Source organism: Mesorhizobium sp. M4A.F.Ca.ET.022.05.2.1 (assembly GCF_003998845.1).
Taxonomy (GTDB): domain Bacteria; phylum Pseudomonadota; class Alphaproteobacteria; order Rhizobiales; family Rhizobiaceae; genus Mesorhizobium.
On sequence record NZ_RZOJ01000784.1, the window covers coordinates 1 to 785 of the forward strand.

General features: G+C 68.0%; 1 protein-coding gene. It reads right to left on the reverse strand.

The window, feature by feature from the left end:
* Positions 1-785: HTH-type transcriptional regulator BhcR (bhcR, locus tag EN745_RS35375; protein ID WP_145992358.1), on the reverse strand; the 785-nt coding region annotated here is incomplete at both ends.

Sequence of the window (785 nt, forward strand, 5' to 3'; positions counted from 1 at the left end):
GCGATGCCTCGGCAGCGCCTTGTGAAGAATGCCCGCCGATCATCCTGGTTATGTCGGTCGCCGCTTCGCGCACCAGCGGACCGATATCGGCCAGACGCTCCGGCGTCACCCGAACGGTGGGCCCGGACACCGAAACGCCGCCGATCGGCTCGCCGAACTCGTTGAAGATGGCGGCGGCCACGCAGCGCATTCCCGGGTGCCGCTCCTCGTCGTCGACCGACCAGCCGCGATGCTTGATCGCGACGAGATCACGGGCCAGCGCCGAAATGTCGGAAATCGTCTTGTCGGTGAAGCGCTCCAGCCCGGCGCGACGCAGGATGGCAGCGACACGCTCGGGATCGAGATGCGCCAGCACCGCCTTGCCGATGCCGGAGGCATGGAAGGAGCTGCGCGTGCCCGGCCGGAAGAAGGCGCGGATCGCCTGGTGCGTCTCGACCTGGCTGACGAAGACGACGCAATCGTCCTCGGCGACGCCGAGATTGGCGGTCTCGCCGGTCTTCTCCATCAGTTCCTGCATGACGATGCGGGCGCGGTCGACCAGCTTGCGGCGGCGCAGGAACGCGGCGCCCATGCGGTAGGTCTCGACGCCGATCGACCACAGCTGGTCGGTGCCGTCGAACTCGACCATGCCGTGGTTCTCCAGCGTCGTCAGCATGCGGTAGGCGGTGGAGGCGGCAAGGCCGCTTTGCGCCGATATCTCGCTCAGCGACAGGCCGCTGCCTTCGGCGACGATGGCAAGGATGCGCAAGGCGCGGTCGAGCGACTGCACGGAGGCGGCTTCGGAC